Here is a 14,338-nt window from a genome sequence, read left to right as displayed (position 1 = left end):
GTGTACTTTGCCAATGAACACCGCCTTCCCGGTAGCAACGCAAACGAAGCTTATGTATGTCATTACGCGCACAACGGCATGTGGCGGCGTAACGAATGTCAGTCCAGATGATTCAGAACCCAATTCCGAATCAGGTGAGCGGTATCCGTCAAAAAGAGCTCTTCCTTCAAAAGGACAGGAGCTATCCGTTTGCCGTCGTTGTCAAAGTACAGCAGCCGCTGGATGTGCGCGTCGCGCTCACCAACGCCGATGGTACGCAGATTTATGCGGAAACCGTTTTTCCTGTTCAGCCCGTTCTAGCGAAGGAGGATGCACAGGAAGAGGTGGATGAATGGCAGCGCTTTGAGACGATTCTGACCCCCGGCGTCGACGATGCGCATGCCGTGATAAGCATTACCTACACGGAGCAGGCACAACTGCTCATCGGCGCAGTTTCCATGATGCCGGACAATCATTTCCATACCATGCGCAGGGACACCGTGGAAAAGCTCAAGGAAATCGGCGTGCGTCTGCTGCGCTGGCCGGGTGGCAACTTTGCCGGCGAATATCGCTGGCAGGATATGTTCCTGCATCCCGACAGGCGCGCTCCCATGGAGGGCTACATGGAAAATGAAACGCAGCCCTTTACACACGGCTATGACATGCATGAAATAGACACCGACGATTTTATTGCACTGTGCCGTGAGATCGGCGCGGAGCCCTTCCTCACCATCAATGCCGCCTGGGATTCCCCCGAAGTATGCGCCGCCTGGGTGGAATACTGCAACGGCCCTGCCGAGAGCAAATACGGCAGGCTGCGTGCCCAGCGCGGTCATCAGGAGCCCTACAATGTCAAATGGTGGTCGCTGGGCAACGAAATGGGTTATGGCCACATGGAGGGCGCAAATACGCCGGATGGATACGCATCGCTGGTGGAAACGCATGCGCGTGCCATGCTGAAGGTTACGCCGGATCTGAAATTTGTTTCTTCCGGCCCCTATCCGAATCAGGAGTGGTAGATGTTTCCATCAAGAAGCTGGCTCCCATTGCGCCATACGTTTCTCTGCATACGTACAATTCAGTCCATTGGGACTTCACCTCTCCGGAGGGCATGGAGCGCTGCTATAACGAAATGATCCGCATGCCCATCCACAATCTAGGAATCCTGCGCAGGCTGCATGACATGCTCCCGGAAAAGACATTCATCTCCTACGATGAATGGAATCTGTGGAAAACATGGTGCCGCAATCCTTCCTCCATGGAGGGCATCTTCACTGCGCAGATGCTGCACATGTTCATGCATGAAAGCGAAAAACAGCGCATGCCCATGGCCTGCTACTTTGAGCCGGTTAACGAAGGCGCCATGCAGGTGCATCCGGATCATACCGAGCTGACGGCAACCGGTCAGGCCTTTGCGCTGCTCTCCCGGCATGCCGGCGGAAAGCTGTGTACGGTAGATGGTGTAGAAGACTTTGAAGTCGTTGCCACCATCGATGATCATCATGTGCTGACCCTGACGATGCTCAACCTGAACTGGCAGGAGGAAACTACTTACTCTCTGAATAAATGCGGAACAATTCTGGAAAACAAGGTACTTCAGGCCGAAAATCTGTTGCCTGGTACCCCGTTTACGGAAAATCCCCTGATGATTCATGTCAAGGATGATATTATCAAGGCGAAGCTTCCACCCCGCAGCGTTGCCTGTATCAGTATTTCACTCGTCGAATAACATACACGGAATGCAAAAAAAAATAAAATGAAAACAGCAAGTCGCTCACAGCATGAAAGGAGTAATTTTATGAAAAATGGAAAGTTGACGGTTGCCATCGTGGGCATGGGTTTCGGCAGCTGCTTCCTGCCCATCTATCTGAAGCATCCGGATGTGGAGCATGTCATTATGGTGGATACCAATCCGGACCAGCTGAAGGCGCTGGCAGATATGTACCTGCTGGACGAAAGCTACTACACCACCGACTTTGAAGCGGTATTGCAGAACCCGGATGTGGATGCGGTCCATCTGGTCATTCCGCCCGCGCTGCATGCGCCCATGTCGGTTCAGGTGCTCAACGCAGGCAAGCACTGCGCCTGCACCATCCCCATGGGTATGTCCATGAAGGAGCTGGAAGACGTTATCAAGGCGCGGAAGGCTTCCGGCAAACACTATATGTTCATGGAAACTTCCGTCTACACCCGCGAGTATCTGTATGCGAAGGAGCTGTACGAATCCGGCGCAATGGGCAAGCTGCAGTATATGCGCTGCGCCCACTATCAGGATATGGAGGGCTGGCCCTCTTACTGGGACGGCTTCCCGCCCCTGGCACATCCCACCCATGCCATCGGCCCCTGTTTTGCTCTGGCAGGGCAGCGTCCGGTCAGCGTCTTCGGCAGAGGCTCCGGCAAGGTCCGTCCGGAACTGGAAAAGCAGTACGGCTGCCCCTTCGCCTTTGAGTCTGCTCTGGTGGCCTTGGAGGATGGCGAGACGACCGTTGAAATGGAGCGCTTCCTGTACCATGTCGCCCGTGGCTACAGCGAATGCTTTAATATCTATGGTGAAAACAAGTCCTTTGAGTGGGATCAGCTCAACGGCGACAAACATGTGATGTTCAGCCGGGATCTGGTTTGGGAGAACGAGAACCGCGGCGGCAAGATTGATGAGGAATACGTTCAGGTCCCCGATTATGCCCATCTGCTTCCGGACGTCATTGGCCGGTTTACCTACGAAGTGGCCTATGACGAGGTCAATCCCCATCTGTCCTTCAAGCAGGGCGGCGGTCATGGCGGTTCCCATCCGCATCTGGTCCATGAGTTCGTTACCAGCATTCTGGAAGACAGAACTCCCTTCCCCTCCGATATCGATGCGGCCTACTGGACCGGCGTTGGTCTCCTGGCCCACGAAAGCGCCATGGAAGGCGGCACCGTAAAGTCGCTGCCCAAGTACGAAGAGCTGTAACGGGAGCCGGTAAAAACGCAGTCTCCCCAAAAAAGCCGAACCAATCGTTCTGCCTCAAATTGTCCATACAGCCAAGAGGGCTTGCCTTGATTTTGCCCAGCAATGCATCTTCAGCAAAGACCGCGGTCAAGGCTTCTCCCACAATAAAAAAGTGTCTGCGACACTCTCAACTCCCCTAACCCCTCATTCATGAGGGGAAGGGGTTTTCTTATCTCCTTCTTTATTGTAAAATTCTATTATGAATATATTACAATCCATCTTTACCGATTATTATGAACTCCATCCTCGTCCTGCTGTCATTGAAAATGTCAACAAGATGATTCATTGTGGTGACCCTTCTTACGGTGGTGCCATGTATGGCTGTCCTCACTGTGGAAATCTTAAATTTGTTCCCTTTCGCTGTAAAAGCCGTTTTTGCCCTTCCTGCGGAAACAAATACAACCAGCTTCGTTCTTTTCATATGTCCTGTAAGCTTGTTTCTTGCGTTCATCGCCATTGTGTTTTCACTATCCCAGCGGAACTTCGCGTTTATTTTCTCGAAGACAGGACTCTCTTAGATTGTTTATTTCATTCTGTTCGTGATGTTGTTTTACGCATGTTTTCCAAAATGAATAAAACCGAAAACTTTACTCCTGGGCTTATCTGTATTCTTCACACTTTTGGGCGTGATTTAAAATGGAATCCTCATATCCACGCTCTCATCTCCGAGGGTGGGGCTGGTAACATCACTCCTTGGCGTCCTGTCAAACACTTTGATTACAGTTTCCTTCGTAATGCTTTCCGCAAAGTCCTGCTTGAACGACTTACCTCCCGCATTGGTCCGACTTTTCGCAAAGTCAAAAATGAAATGTACACGAAACACGCTGACGGCTTTTATGTCCGTGCAAAGCCAAATCTTTGCACTCCTGATATCACCATTAAATACATCAGCCGATACCTCGGCAGACCTGTTATTGCCACATCGCGTATTGATACTTATGACGGCAAAAATGTAACCTTTCATTACACCAGACACGAAGACAATAAAACTGTTACTGAAACCATTCCTGCTTTGAACTTCATTCAAAAACTCATTGTCCACATCTCCGAAAAACATTTTAAAATGCTTCGCTACTATGGGATATATGCCAAACATCATAAGCAGGAAATGAAGCTCCGTAAATGTATTTCTGCCGAAAAACAATGTTTCCTACATTCTAGTTAGCAACCACCTGTTCAACTGGTGGTTTATTATTAGCCCTCCAAAGGGCTATTGTTACTGCTCGCCCCAAAGGGCGGTATCGCAAGCACTTTTGCTGGCCCGCTATAAAGCGGTACTACTCGAATCTTCTCGTCTCGATTCTTCTGCTTGCTCTTTTATATACTTTTGAACTGCTTCATCTGTTATATTGCCAATCGTTTCAACATAATATCCTCTAGCCCAAAACGCTTTATCCCATTTACTTTGCAACTCAGGATGCCTGTCATAAATCATTAATGTGCTTTTTCCTTTCAGATACCCCATAAAATCTGATACTCTGAGTTTTGGTGGAATTGCTACGCTTAAATGTACATGATCTATACATACCGCTCCTGCAATTATCTCTACATTTTTATACTGGCATAAAGTTGCTATTATCTCTCGGACATCTCTGCGTATTCTCCCATACAATACCTTCTTTCGGTATTTAGGAATAAACACAATGTGATACTGGCATTTCCAACGAGTATGTGATAAACTTTTATTGTCCATTTGGACCGCCTCCTTTGATTTTGAGTTTGGCTTGCGACACCATTCTCATTCTATCACAGTCCAGTTTTTACCATGCTTTATAACGTCTCCTGATACGCCCGATCAATCAGCTTCTTTGCCTTCTGAAAGTCTTCTGCCGTCTTGATTGACACTTCTAGCTCCCCCGTTCCGTAATGTCCAATCCCGCGGGTATCTCTTGTGAATCCTTCTTCCAGTTCAACAGTGTCCGGGTCGAGTTTCATTCGGAGCAGGATCTGTTTGTTATAAATTTCAATGCAGAAAATGTTCTGCACTTTCTTATAGGCCAAATACAGCTTCAATTGGTTTGGAACAAGATCGTCTCCCAGCGATTCGATGTAGTCACAAAGCGCCGTATATAATGTTTTGAAATGGCTGCTTGCTGATGACAGCTTCTCTAAATGTGTTTTCTGTGTGTATGTACTACTTGTTGTTGAAATGGTTGATGTTTCCGTTACTGGCTTTGCCACCGGTGTGTTCAGATGTTCAAACAGCAACAGATCTTCCCCATATTTCCGATATTTCACCAACTTGATATTCCTCTGCATCTGATTCACTGCATGCACGTCGTATTTCGTAAAATCATTTGCAATACAAATCACACAAGGCACCGACCAATCAATCTGGTCTGCTACTTCCATACCCAATTTTTCAATCACAAGCAGTTTGAAATCCGCTTTGTGATCCAGAAGCCAATCCAGATAGAATAATCCCTGATTAATTACGTTCTCGCTCGAGCTTCTCTTATACTCAAAAATCACTGGGCTATTATTTTCATCAATTCCGATGCTGTCCATTCTTCCGGATGTGATCATATATTCACTTTTCAGAAAACGAACGCCGAAAAATGTCTCCATGTTCTGCTCTATCGTTGTTTGCAGTTGTTTCTCCAATACTACCGTGGAAGAGGTGCGCTCTTTCACAACCGTTCCGACCTCAAAAAGTTTTATTTCCGACACTGCAGTTTCTCCTTCCCTGTCGCAAGATATATGTTCATTATATCGTACCTTCTTACAAAATACTATTGTAAAACATTCTTTCCTCAGGCATTCCCATCAAAAAAGGCCGCAGCTCCGCAAAGCTGTGACCTTTTCCCAATATTACCAATATGCTATTTCCGATACACCGTCTTCCCCCGTGCAACGACTTCCTGAATCTCCAGTCCCTGATCCAGTACGCAAAGATCCGCATCATATCCTTCCCGGACCTTGCCTTTTCCTTTCAGTGACAGGATCTCTGCCGGGTTTGCCGTAATCGTCGAAATTGCGGTTTCCAGCGGAATTCCCGCTTTCTCCACGCATTCTTTTACTTCTTTCAGCAAACAGCTCGACTGGCCCATGCCCATCCGCAGGAATTCTCCCTTCTCATTAAAGATCGGCAGACTGCCCTGACCGTCGGATGAGATGGTGATGTGTTTCGGATTCACGCCTGCATCCAGCATGCGGCGGATTCCTTTGCACACGCGGACTTCATCACAGACAGTTTCCCAGTAATCGATCTCTTCATTTCCGGTGAAATCGACCGCACCGCCCTTTACGGCGTATTCAATTGCCTTCTGGAACAGCTTCTCGTTCCGGTTGACATGGGTCGGGAGGAACTGGCTGGCCGGGATTTCGGTTTCGCTGATGACGCGTTCGATCAGCTCCATACATCTTGCACCGTCGCCAAGGTGGACATTGATCACTCCCGCTTTCCCGGAAAGAACACCGCCGAGGCGCGTGTCTGCTGCCAGTCGGGCGAATTCTTCGAAGGTCGGCTGTGAGGATCGGTGGTCCGAGATGGCGATTTCGCCGGTTCCGATGATTTCTTCGATCATCATGATATCTTTCGTAATTCCATCCGTCAGTGTACGCACCGGAACCTGATAGCTACCGGTGTAGCACCAGGCGGACATGCCCTGCTCCCGGAGACCTTTTGTTTTTGCCACGAGCGCGCACATGTCACGGCCAATGCCGTCAGTTCCGAGGCAGCCGACAACGGTTGTCACACCGAACTTGTTCAGGCCTTCCATCGTCGCCTCCGGGGTGCGGTTGGCAAAGCCGCCCTCGCCGCCTCCGCCGAGCACGTGAACATGGCAGTCGACAAAGCCAGGTGTCAGGACTAGTCCGGTTCCGTCTACGGTCTCCGCGCCAGAGAGCAGGCCGTCTGCCGTTATCGTGCCGGCATCTGCGATCTTGACAATTTTATCATACACAGTAAGAACGTCTTTTCTTCCGAGGTGTTCCGGCGCATAGACGTCTATGTTCTGAAATAATATCATTTTCTCTCACTCCTCTTAAAATCCAATCGCAACCGCAATCAAAATCGTAATGACTGCTCCGATCATCAGTATCCCTAAGAATTTCCACATGAATTTGATCCAGTTCGACCACTCGATTTTTGCAATCGCCAGGGAGCCGATCAGGCAGCCGGAGGTCGGGACGATCAGGTTTGTGAAGGCATCACCGAGCTGGAACGCAAGGACGGATGTCTGGCGGGATACGCCGAGAAGGTCCGCGAGCGGTGCCATGATCGGCATGGTGATCGCCGCCTGGCCGGAGCCGGATACGACGAAGAAGTTGAAGACCGACTGGAACACGTACATCAGCACGGCTGCGGCTGCACCGGAAAGACCGGCCAGTGCCTGTGAGATGCCGTACATAATGGTGTTGATAACGGTCGGTGTGGTCGGATCAGAACCGCCGAGCACCTGCATGATGCCCTGTGCCATCGCAACAACGAGTGCTGCGCCGATCAGGTCTTTTGCGCCGTCTTTGAAGGAAACGGCAATGTCGTTCACTTTCATGTCATTCAGATGGAAAATGACACCGATCACACCTGCCACAATTCCCATGATGAAGAACTGGGTTGCGATTTCGGCCATGTAATAGCCTTTTGCCATAACGCCCCAGATGACCCAGACAACGGTAACGGCCAGTGTTACCAGAACTAAGATATGGCCGATGCCGAAGGAATGGCCCTCGTCGATGCCTGTTTTTTCGTTCTGATCACGGAAATACTGGTCGCTTTCGTAAGCAACGGAGATTTCCGGGGTCTTTTTGACTTTTGCTGCATAGAACATGGTCATGCCGCAGCCAAGAGCGGTGAATACGACCCACATCACCATACGGAAACCTGCGCCGGAGAAGACGTCAACGCCGGCGATTCCCTGTGCGATTCCGACGGAAAACGGGTTCATCCAGGAAGATCCAAAGCCGATCTGTGTTGCCACGTACGTAACAAGCACGGCAATGACGGTGTCGTATCCGACAGCGACAAACAGCGGGCAGAGGATCATGGTGAACGGAAGGGCCTCTTCTCCCATTCCGAACACGGCTCCGCCGAGGGAAAACAGGACGAAAAGGACCGGGATCAGCAGTTTTTCGGCTCCTTTTGCTTTACGGATCAGGCCGATCAGACCGGCTTCAACGGCTCCGGTGCGGATCATGATACCGAAAGCGCCGCCGACTACCATCAGAAATGCGATGATTTCGATGGCGGAGCTGCTGATAATTCCGTTATACATATAATTGAAAAATCCGGTTCCGCCGTCGCCGCTGAACAGTGCAACACCTTCTGTGACCGGTTTTCCTGCAGCATCGGTCAGATACTGGAAGCTTCCGTCTTTGATGACGGTACGGGTCTTTTCTACCCCGTTCATCAGGTACGTGACATCCTCCGTCTCGTAATAGCCTTTCGGGACGAGGAAAGTCATGACGGCCGCGATAACCACCACAAAAAAGATGATAATGTAGGTATCCGGCACGTTAAATCCCCTGTTGAATGATTTCAGGCCTTCGCCTTTCTTTTTGCTCATATTTTGAGATTTCCTCCATTTGATATTCTATTCTCGTTTTTAACACGCATGGATTAGTGTACCATAGATCATAGAGGAAAGTCACTGAAAAAATCAAAAAAGTAACAGAAAAATTTTCCATTCGGATTTTTCTGCCGGCTGTGTGCAATGTCATGCATAACATGATTGTATAGAAAGACAAACAATTCCTTTTTGGGTTTCCTGCTCCCCGTCTCTTATGCTATACTTGGAAAGTTGTTCTAACAGTAATACAAATCTAATACAGAAAGCGAGCTTTTCAAATGAATTCGTTCAAACCAATGCTACTCACTTCTCTGAAGTCCTATGACCGCGCGCAGTTTGCCAAAGATGTGACTGCCGGTATCATCGTTGCGATCATTGCACTTCCTCTTTCTATCGCACTGGCTCTTGCTTCCGGCGCTTCATCTGCCGGTTTTTGACATGAAACTGATTCAGTCGGCGATTCCAAATGCGTTTACGATCGCGGTGCTTGCGGCGATTGAGTCGCTTCTCTCCTGTGTTGTTGCGGACGGCATGATCAACAGCAAGCATCGTTCGGATACAGAGCTGATTGCACAGGGTGCTGGAAATATTGCTTCTGCGCTTTTCGGCGGTATTCCGGCTACGGGAGCGATTGCCAGAACGGCGGCAAATATCAAAAACGGCGGACGCACGCCGACAGCTGGGTCTATGTAGACGATGATTCCCCGGCGGTGGATGAACATCTGCAGAAGCTGCCGCTGGAAATCCGTGTATACGAGATCACAGGACCGCTCTTCTTTGGCGCGTCGGATGCGATTGAGCACATCGTGGTAAAGGATTTCACAAAATGTCTCGTTCTCCGGATGCGGAGCGTACCGGCGATCGACAGTACAGCCATGAATGCACTCCAGAATCTGACGAAGCTCTGCGAATCGAAAGGGATCACCATCGTCTTCTCTCATGTGAATGAGCAGCCGATGAAGGTGATGAAAAAATCCGGCTTTGTGGAGCTTGTCGGAGAAGAAAATTTCTGTTCGAATATTTCGGATGCATTAAAGCATGCGGAGGAGCTGATTTCGAGATAATGTGAAACTGCAGCTGCCGCAGCATCTGGTCTGTATCACCTGTGATCCTTTCTCCTTTATGCCGGATAGCTTCTACACATAAAAAAGGCTGCCGTGCTGAGTACTGACCTATGCTTTTCCGTTCATCACGCAGTTAATCTTTTTCTCATCGTAAAACATCAGTATCAGTCCGCCTGCGCCGCAGAATACAGCTGCACCGAACGCCGCATTGATCCAGCTGTTTTCATTCACCGGTGACCAGAACACCAGCACGGTGGAAAGTGCCAGCGGCAGGGACGCGCCTTTTAAGAACGGGATCCGCCGTCCGTTTTTTGAAGTGCACCGGTCTGACCAGGACGCAATCATCGGATCAGTGAATGCATCAAAAATTCTTCCGAAGGCTGTGATCCCTCCAATGATGGTAAAAACCCCGAAAATCACCAGCCCCTGCGGTATGAATACCGTCTGTCCCTGGCTGATTGCGGTTTCATCCGGCTGATAAAAGTACACCAGCCAGTTCGATATGATACCAGACAGCAGCGCCCATCCAAACTGGCCTGCTGCGAACTGCCATATCTTTGCCGTTGTTAATTTTTTCATTTTGCTTCCCCCTGTTTTGTCTTCTCCTGTTTTTATACCGTCCAAATTTTTACATTTTTTCCAGAAAAGGCGATTCCAAGTTTGATGACTTCCGTAACCCCTTCCTGCCGCATTTCTGTATCGTATCGCTGTGTTTCAATCTGGTTTAATGCTTCTTTCGCTAATTTTTTCAGTGTGTCTTCTGTAATCCCCTTTTTCCATTTTAGTTCCATCAGAATGCCAGGATACCGGAGTTCTCGCGGGAACAGGCTGATATCGTACCGTCCCTCTCCGAATTCCCGGTTGGATGTGATTTTATACTGTTGATCCAGCAATGCAATCAGTCCCAGTACCAGTCCATGGTAAAAACCTTCTGCGCCCGCATCGTAAAAACTGATCGACTTGTCCATATATTCTGCAATCGCACTCTGCAGCTTTTTCACGTCATTCGTATACAAACTTTCCGCAATCTGATCTGCTGTTGTCCTCGTTACTGCTCCAATCTGCAGCAGATAGGATACAATCTCGGCTTTGTAAACTGCCGCAATCTCCCGGTTGGGGATAGATACCTCGCACAGATAAGCGCCGTCTGTCTGCAATTCTTTTTTGGGTGTCTTCAGATATCCGGCGACCAGAAGCAGACTATAAATACTTGCGGGCTCTTCCAGCAGTGACCGGTACACTACATTTTGATCAATTCTCGCAACCACTCGCTCTCCCTGCAGCAATGCATACAATTTCTCTATGACATCCTCTGTCGCTGTCTTCAGAACTTCTTCCAGAATTTCATTCTTTCCGGTGTTTACCCAATATGCCTTTGGAATACACCCCTGTGCAATATAGTTGACCACGGACCAGGGATTGTAAATTTCTTCTGCGCCAAAAAGATATCCGTCATACCAGGTTTTAAGCTCTGCTTCTTTTTCGAGAGCACCGTAATCCCGCAGCATTTTATGGACTTCTGCACGGGTAAATCCAAAGTATTTATCATATGTCTCATCCAGAATGGAATTTACCGTCAGATTATTCAAACCACTGAATATACTTTCCTGTGCAATCCGCAGAATTCCAGTTAAAAAACCGTACGACAGATGCCGGTTGTCTTTGAATGCGCCGGAAAAGAAATTCCGCATAAATCCAACAATTTCTTCATAAAACTTTTTCGAATAGCCTTCCTGAATCGGTGCATCATATTCATCGATCATAATGATCGGTGCTTTTCCATAATGTTCATGAAGCATTTTGGAAAGTTTCTGCAGAGACGAGGAGAGCTCTACTTCATTCGCCTGACCTGCCAGTATTTTCCGAAAATAATCCTTCTCGTATGGTTCCAGTTTCTCACTCATCCCCAATTCCTTATGTCTGCCGAACTCTTCCTGTACCAGCTCTGCAATTTTTGCAAAAGTCAGTTCCCAGGACGCAAATTTTATATCTTTAAACGTCAGAAAAATAACCGGATATTTTCCCTGATGCTCTCGGTATTCTTCTCCACATTTCCAGATTTCTTTGTCCCGGAAATACTGGCTGGTATCTGTATCGGAAATTTCAAAGAAAACGCGAAGCATATCCATATTCAACGTCTTTCCAAATTGTCTCGGCCGCGTAAACAGTGATACCAGTGGTTTTCGATCCAGAAATTCTTTGATCATTCCTGTCTTGTCCACATAATAATATTCCGACTGTGCCCGTACGTAATCCGATATTCCGATCGGGAGTGGCTTTCTTGCTTCTTTTTCCTCTTTTTTTACATACTTTCCTGACAGTACTCTGCCGTCTGCAGGTTTTTCTGCTCCATCTGGAATCCGCCAGCTCTTTCCTTCTTTTACGACACCTGGAATTTTACCTGTTTTACAGAAAGTTGTTACGGTACGCTCTGTAACGCCCCACTGTTTTGCCATTTCTTTACAGCTTTTCATCTGTATCCTCCTTTCCGGCATTCTTCTTTCTGATTATTCTATATTATTTTCGGAAATATATCAATTAATGTTTTATATTTTTCCGAATATTGTCATCATTTTTCATCTCTGCCTTCGCTTTTCTCGCAATCCCCTGTGTGCCGTTCAGGATGCTCGCGCGAGTGACTTTGTCGTTGCCGTATTTCTGGCGGATCGCGTCGAGGGCGGCATCGAGTTTACGGCTTTTCTCCTTCTTTTCGGGATCTTCGAAGAGGGAGAGCTGTTCGAAATCGTCTTCGGTAAGACCGGTCACGGCGACGCCGATCAGGCGGAGGGGCTCGCCTTTCCAGGATTCGCGGAAGAGCTGTTTGGCGCAGCGGTAGATTTCATCTGTCACATCGGTCGCATTGGGGAGTTTGGTCTGGTGTGAACGGTTTCGAAACTCGAGAGTGCGAAACGTTACGGAAACGGAGGTGCATTTTTTCTTTTTCCGACGCATGCGGGCGGCTACGATGTCGCACTGGGCGAGAAGGATCGGATTCACCTGTTCGATGGAGATGATGTCCTCGTTGAAGGTCGTCTCGGCGCTGAAGCCTTTGGCCTCGTCGGGCTGCGCTTTTACAGGGGAATCATCGATGCCGCGGGCGTACTGGTAGAGCTGATGGCCGTTTTTCCTGCCGATCAGCGTCTGAATATCCGCTTCGCGCGCATGCGCCAAGTCTCCGATTGTGCGGATTCCGGCCTCGATCAGTTTCTTTTCGGATGCTTTTCCGAGGAACAACAGCTCGCGTACCGGAAGCGGCCACATTTTTTCGGGGATTTCTTCTGGGAACAGAGTGTGTACTTTGTTTGGTTTTTCGAAATCAGATGCCATTTTGGCCAGGAGTTTATTTGTGGAGATTCCAATATTGACGGTAAATCCAAGCTCCTCGTAAATCCGGTCCTTGATTTCGTGCGCCGCCGCAATCGGGTCCGGATACAGAAGGGAAGTTCCCGTCATATCGAGGAATACCTCATCGATCGAAAAGGATTCCATGACCGGGGTGTAGGAGGCGCAGATTTTCTTGAAGGCACGGGAACACCTGACGTAGAGGTCGAAATCACTCGGGACAATGACCATGTTCGGACATTTCCGCAGTGCCATTGCCACAGGTTCACCGGTCTGGACACCGCATTTTTTCGCCGGGATCGACTTTGCCACAACGATTCCTGTCCGCTTCGTCGGATCGCCGCCGATACAGGCAGGAATGTCCCGCAGATCCGGCAGTCCCTCTTTGATCCGCCGCACCGACTCCCAGGATAAAAAGGCGCTGTTGACATCTACGTGAAAAATCAGGCGTTCTGTTGTCGTCTTCGTTTGTTCTTCTCTCATTTTTTTAACCCTCTTTCAAATTCTGCTGCTCTCTATGTAAAAAACAGCAGACCTGCTTTTGCCAGAAAGAAAAGAAGAAGGATCTGCGCCGCCAGCATCAGCGGGACTCCAATCGTGAATTTCTTTTTTCTTGTCTTGTGATGAAACAGGTGCATGCCCAGCAAGGCTCCCACCGAGCCGCCGGCTGCCGCAAGCCCGAGCAAGGTGGAAACGCGGATTCTCCATTTTCCCCGCACCGCACTTCGTTTGTCGATTCCATAGACTGCTATGGTAATGATATTAATACAAATCAGGTAACTCCACAATACTGTCTGTAAGATCGAATGTTCCATTTTTTACGCACCAGCCTTTCTTTTTTCAAAAAAGGCAGCGTTTTTCTCCGCTGCCTTTTTCAAACTCTTTTCAAAATTACTTTTTCTCCAGAAATATTTTTCTGGTCACAAAATTGTATACCATAACAATCGCCGTCGCGAATACTTTCGCGATTGTGTAGATCAGGTTATGGCCTATGTTCTGCTGCAGTGCAACATTACCGCCGTAGATCGGGCCTACGACGATCCAGATCAGGAAACTGTTGAGCAGCATGCCGATCAGGGAAAGGACAACGAAGGTGATGAACTCGACTTTTTTGTTCATGTCTTCTTTCCGCTCAAAGACAAATTTGAAGCTTAAAATGTAATTTGCAATGACCGATACGGTAAATCCGGCAACGGAACCGATGAGGGATGCCGCTTCAAAGTAAGAGCTGGAAGTCAGCGCCATCACAAGATTCAGGACAATAAGACCGGTCACGTAATCGATGCCGAAGCTGATAACGCCGACGATACCGAATTTCACAATCTGTGCAAATAATTTCTTCATGTTTTTCCTCTTGTTTCTTCTATTATTTTCGAGTCAACGACTCTATGAGAATACCATATCACGGCAGTTTTTTCAAGTTTCCGTATTGTTTTTCCTCATGTCAAAGACGC

12 protein-coding genes and 3 pseudogenes are annotated in these 14,338 nt (G+C 48.5%); 6 read left to right on the top strand and 9 right to left on the bottom strand.

Features of this window, described 5'->3' with window-relative positions; all coding sequences use genetic code 11:
• Positions 1 to 107: 107 nt before the first annotated feature.
• The 4 genes and pseudogenes from DWZ60_RS13885 to DWZ60_RS21275 all read left to right on the top strand — a co-directional run.
• Entirely contained in the window at positions 108 to 998 is an 891-nt protein-coding gene (locus DWZ60_RS13885) for a hypothetical protein (protein WP_147397755.1), read from the top strand.
• 92 nt (positions 999 to 1,090) lie between these two features.
• The gene (locus DWZ60_RS13880; RefSeq protein WP_119198581.1) at positions 1,091 to 1,708 is read left to right on the top strand and encodes a hypothetical protein; all 618 of its coding nucleotides are present in this window, start codon (positions 1,091 to 1,093) and stop codon (positions 1,706 to 1,708) included.
• Between the two features lie 69 nt (positions 1,709 to 1,777).
• Positions 1,778 to 2,929 carry a Gfo/Idh/MocA family protein gene (locus DWZ60_RS13875; RefSeq protein WP_119221883.1) on the top strand — a complete coding sequence of 384 codons (1,152 nt, stop codon included), beginning with the start codon at positions 1,778 to 1,780 and terminating at the stop codon, positions 2,927 to 2,929.
• Between the two features lie 238 nt (positions 2,930 to 3,167).
• Positions 3,168 to 4,121 (top strand): annotated as a pseudogene (locus DWZ60_RS21275) (IS91 family transposase); the annotation flags it as partial.
• Between the two features lie 111 nt (positions 4,122 to 4,232).
• Here the strand turns inward: DWZ60_RS21275 and tnpA are convergent.
• From tnpA to yfcC, 4 genes are all read right to left on the bottom strand, one after another.
• On the bottom strand, positions 4,233 to 4,661 hold the full coding sequence (gene tnpA, locus DWZ60_RS13865; RefSeq protein ID WP_055226077.1) for an IS200/IS605 family transposase: 429 nt from the start codon (positions 4,659 to 4,661) through the stop codon (positions 4,233 to 4,235).
• A gap of 77 nt (positions 4,662 to 4,738) precedes the next feature.
• A complete protein-coding gene (locus DWZ60_RS13860; protein WP_117509176.1) occupies positions 4,739 to 5,638 on the bottom strand; it encodes an endonuclease NucS domain-containing protein in 900 nt (299 codons plus the stop codon).
• Positions 5,639 to 5,790: 152 nt separating this feature from the next.
• A complete protein-coding gene (gene iadA / locus DWZ60_RS13855; RefSeq protein ID WP_118666439.1) occupies positions 5,791 to 6,939 on the bottom strand; it encodes a beta-aspartyl-peptidase in 1,149 nt (382 codons plus the stop codon).
• Positions 6,940 to 6,954: 15 nt separating this feature from the next.
• The gene (gene yfcC / locus DWZ60_RS13850; RefSeq protein ID WP_022462924.1) at positions 6,955 to 8,475 is read right to left on the bottom strand and encodes a putative basic amino acid antiporter YfcC; all 1,521 of its coding nucleotides are present in this window, start codon (positions 8,473 to 8,475) and stop codon (positions 6,955 to 6,957) included.
• A 281-nt stretch (positions 8,476 to 8,756) separates the two neighbouring features.
• On the opposite strand from yfcC, the gene DWZ60_RS20335 reads away from it, so the two are divergent.
• Positions 8,757 to 8,915, top strand: a complete 159-nt coding sequence (locus DWZ60_RS20335) for a hypothetical protein (RefSeq protein ID WP_330410090.1) — start codon at positions 8,757 to 8,759, stop codon at positions 8,913 to 8,915.
• Positions 8,887 to 9,542: pseudogene (locus tag DWZ60_RS21270) on the top strand (SulP family inorganic anion transporter); the annotation flags it as partial. The gene DWZ60_RS20335 and the pseudogene DWZ60_RS21270, both read left to right, overlap by 29 nt.
• Positions 9,543 to 9,740: 198 nt before the next feature.
• Here DWZ60_RS21270 and DWZ60_RS13840 read toward each other — a convergent pair.
• The 5 genes and pseudogenes from DWZ60_RS13840 to DWZ60_RS13820 all read right to left on the bottom strand — a co-directional run.
• Positions 9,741 to 10,121, bottom strand: a pseudogene (locus DWZ60_RS13840) (MFS transporter); the annotation flags it as partial.
• A 32-nt stretch (positions 10,122 to 10,153) separates the two neighbouring features.
• Positions 10,154 to 12,016, bottom strand: coding sequence for an AAA family ATPase (locus tag DWZ60_RS13835; RefSeq protein ID WP_119221881.1), 1,863 nt, complete (start codon positions 12,014 to 12,016; stop codon positions 10,154 to 10,156).
• Positions 12,017 to 12,080: 64 nt separating this feature from the next.
• Entirely contained in the window at positions 12,081 to 13,367 is a 1,287-nt protein-coding gene (locus tag DWZ60_RS13830; RefSeq protein ID WP_119221879.1) for a DNA polymerase Y family protein, read from the bottom strand.
• Positions 13,368 to 13,399: 32 nt separating this feature from the next.
• Entirely contained in the window at positions 13,400 to 13,699 is a 300-nt protein-coding gene (locus DWZ60_RS13825) for a DUF1294 domain-containing protein (RefSeq protein WP_119221877.1), read from the bottom strand.
• A 76-nt stretch (positions 13,700 to 13,775) separates the two neighbouring features.
• Positions 13,776 to 14,228 (bottom strand): GtrA family protein, encoded by a 453-nt coding sequence (locus DWZ60_RS13820; RefSeq protein ID WP_119221875.1) that lies wholly within the window; start codon positions 14,226 to 14,228, stop codon positions 13,776 to 13,778.
• Between the last annotated feature and the right edge of the window lie 110 nt (positions 14,229 to 14,338).

Origin of the sequence: Blautia sp. AF34-10 (genome assembly GCF_003477865.1) — a bacterium.
Lineage (GTDB): Bacteria > Bacillota > Clostridia > Lachnospirales > Lachnospiraceae > Fusicatenibacter > Fusicatenibacter saccharivorans.
Note: the sequence above shows the minus strand (reverse complement) of the source record. Positions and strands in the feature narration are given on the sequence as shown.

Coding starts and splice junctions, on each gene's coding strand:
- DWZ60_RS13885 (WP_147397755.1), top strand. CDS start 108: ATGATTCAGAACCCAATTCCGAATCAGGTGAGCGGTATCCGTCAAAAA.
- DWZ60_RS13880 (WP_119198581.1), top strand. CDS start 1,091: ATGGAGCGCTGCTATAACGAAATGATCCGCATGCCCATCCACAATCTA.
- DWZ60_RS13875 (WP_119221883.1), top strand. CDS start 1,778: ATGAAAAATGGAAAGTTGACGGTTGCCATCGTGGGCATGGGTTTCGGC.
- tnpA (WP_055226077.1), bottom strand. CDS start 4,661: ATGGACAATAAAAGTTTATCACATACTCGTTGGAAATGCCAGTATCAC.
- iadA (WP_118666439.1), bottom strand. CDS start 6,939: ATGATATTATTTCAGAACATAGACGTCTATGCGCCGGAACACCTCGGA.
- yfcC (WP_022462924.1), bottom strand. CDS start 8,475: ATGAGCAAAAAGAAAGGCGAAGGCCTGAAATCATTCAACAGGGGATTT.
- DWZ60_RS20335 (WP_330410090.1), top strand. CDS start 8,757: ATGAATTCGTTCAAACCAATGCTACTCACTTCTCTGAAGTCCTATGAC.
- DWZ60_RS13835 (WP_119221881.1), bottom strand. CDS start 12,016: ATGAAAAGCTGTAAAGAAATGGCAAAACAGTGGGGCGTTACAGAGCGT.
- DWZ60_RS13830 (WP_119221879.1), bottom strand. CDS start 13,367: ATGAGAGAAGAACAAACGAAGACGACAACAGAACGCCTGATTTTTCAC.
- DWZ60_RS13825 (WP_119221877.1), bottom strand. CDS start 13,699: ATGGAACATTCGATCTTACAGACAGTATTGTGGAGTTACCTGATTTGT.
- DWZ60_RS13820 (WP_119221875.1), bottom strand. CDS start 14,228: ATGAAGAAATTATTTGCACAGATTGTGAAATTCGGTATCGTCGGCGTT.